The 1,014-nt window shown below is 67.8% G+C and carries 1 protein-coding gene; it reads right to left on the bottom strand.

Features of this window, described 5'->3' with window-relative positions:
• Positions 1–22 precede the first annotated feature (22 nt).
• A protein-coding gene (locus IF54_RS41905; RefSeq protein WP_420791006.1) for an IS5 family transposase occupies positions 23–954 on the bottom strand; the annotation gives its coding sequence in 2 pieces (ribosomal slippage) (positions 23–549 and positions 549–954; 933 coding nt in all).
• Between the last annotated feature and the right edge of the window lie 60 nt (positions 955–1,014).

Here is a 1,014-nt window from a genome sequence, read left to right as displayed (position 1 = left end):
GCACTAGGCGCTGTTTCTCGGATCATGTGCGGAGCCAGATGATGAGTGCTGCGAGGGTGACTGTGCCGAGGTAGGTGTAGGCCCGTTTGTCGTAGCGTGTGGCGACGGCGCGGAAGCCTTTGAGGCGGTTGATGGCACGCTCAACTGTGTTGCGCTTCTTGTAGCGTGCGCGGTCGAACCCTGTGGGCCGGCCGCCCTGGGAACCGCGGTTGCGTCGGTGTCTGCGTTGGTCGAGCCGTTCGGGGATGGTGTGCGAGATGCCGCGCCTTCGCAGGTAGCGGCGGTTGTCGCGGGACGTGTAGGCCTTGTCAGCCAGGACATGGTCGGGTCGGCTGCGCGGTCGGCCGACGCCGCTGCGGGGCACCGCCACCTGCTCCAGGACAGGCTGCAGTTGGGGGCCGTCACCGTAGTGTCCGGGTGTCAGGAGGAGGGCGAGGGGCCGGCATCGTCCGTCGGCTGCGAGGTGGATCTTGGTGGTGAAGCCGCCACGGGAGTGTCCCAGGCACTCGCCGACCTGACCACCTCCTCCAGCCGGACGGCCAGTTTCCGAAGCACCGGATCGACCTGATTCGTCCGCGGAAGGGCCCCCCTTTGAGGGCTCGCGGCGGGCGGTGCCTTCCTCGCGCCGGCGGCGTGCTGGTGAGCCCGCACCGCCGTGGAGTCCACGGACACCTCCCAGTCGATCCGGCCAGCGGCGTCCTCGGCGGTCTGCACTTTCGACAGCAGCATCTGCCAGGTACCGTCCGCTGACCAGCAGCGATGGCGTTTGTAGACGGTCTCCCACGGCCCGAATCGCTCCGGCAGATCCCGCCACTGCACCCCAGTGCGGACCCGGTAGAGCACACCGTTGATCACCCGTCGGTGATCGCTCCACCGGCCCCCGCGTGCACCACCGCGAGGTAAGAACGACTCCAGTCGATCCCACTCCGCATTCGTCAGATCTCCGCGTCCCATGGAGTCAGCCTGCCCCCAACACCCCACCCACGGAGAGAGATCCGAGAAACAGCGCCTAGG

It is taken from the genome of Streptomyces sp. NRRL B-3229, assembly GCF_000719505.1.
GTDB lineage: Bacteria > Actinomycetota > Actinomycetes > Streptomycetales > Streptomycetaceae > Streptomyces > Streptomyces griseorubiginosus.
This window is presented reverse-complemented; position numbering and strand designations above follow the sequence as displayed.